Here is a 1,057-nt window from a genome sequence, read left to right as displayed (position 1 = left end):
ATGTTTGTTATATTATTTCAAGAATAAAACTAGCCAAGGAAAATGGTTTCACTACCCCAAAAGAAATAGAGGACTTTGTTAATAAGGAAATTAATGAAGAGAATAAGAGGCTATCCTCAAAAGGTATAACATTGTCTAGCGGTACAAGAATAACAAATGTTGGAGAGTATTACGGTTTAGTTTCTCATGCAAGACTAGCATCAGAAAAAGAGCCTACAGCAACCTTTACAGAGATTACTAATCGTTGCAAAGGAGAGTTCGAAAATACTAGATCTTATCAAGATATTGTTAATCGCCAAATTGAAAAAATTTATTTAAGCTCCTCTATTGATCGTGAATCTGCATCTGGGAAAGCTCGTAGTGAGTTTCGCTTACATCCTATTTTATTACTTTATAAGATACTTTTAGAGCTTGGTATCGCAACAGGTACCCACGAAGTTTCTATAACTGAGTACAGAACTTTCATAGTGACCACTAAACAATATACTGACTTTTTGGACACATTATTATTAATTAAATTATATAGAGACTCAGATGACAGTGAATTAGAAAATAAACTACAAGAATACATTGATAAATCTAATAACTTTAATCACTTACTGAGTGTTATCCCATATCTTGAAAATTTACATATAGAAAATAATAAAATAAAATTAAACCTAGAAAAACTTGTAGAAGTTACTCAAAAGGTTGTTAACTTTGAGAGAAAATTAAAAGAGTATACTTTAGATCCCAACATATACCTTGATTTTCTAGGTTCCACTAAAAGTCTTTATGAAGTAGATAGCCTTGACAACACTGTTGACAGTCAAAACATGGTTCGTTCTGACAATGCTAATTACACTATATCTAAAAATATGAGCGGCAAAAATATATTGCTTTATGGTGCTCCTGGAGTTGGTAAAAGTCACCTTATCGAAACTCAATACTGTAGTGACCCTAGTAAAATTGAACGAGTAGTATTTCATCCAGAATACAGATTTCATAGGCCAAATACTGCCTAAATTAGATGGTATTATGATTAGCTACAAATTTAAAGCTGGTTCTTTTACTAAAA

The 1,057-nt window shown here is 31.4% G+C and carries 1 protein-coding gene; it reads left to right on the top strand.

The window, feature by feature from the left end; all coding sequences use genetic code 11:
• Positions 1 to 1,004, top strand: a 1,004-nt coding sequence (locus tag JMY01_RS14000) for a hypothetical protein (RefSeq protein ID WP_201577722.1), incomplete at its 5' end; no start/stop codon positions are given.
• Positions 1,005 to 1,057: the final 53 nt, after the last annotated feature.

The sequence above is a fragment of the Psychrobacter sp. H8-1 genome (genome assembly GCF_904846575.1).
Classification (GTDB): Bacteria; Pseudomonadota; Gammaproteobacteria; order Pseudomonadales; family Moraxellaceae; genus Psychrobacter; species Psychrobacter fulvigenes.
The sequence above is the reverse complement of the archived record's forward strand: the minus strand, read 5'-3'. Positions and strand labels throughout refer to the sequence as shown.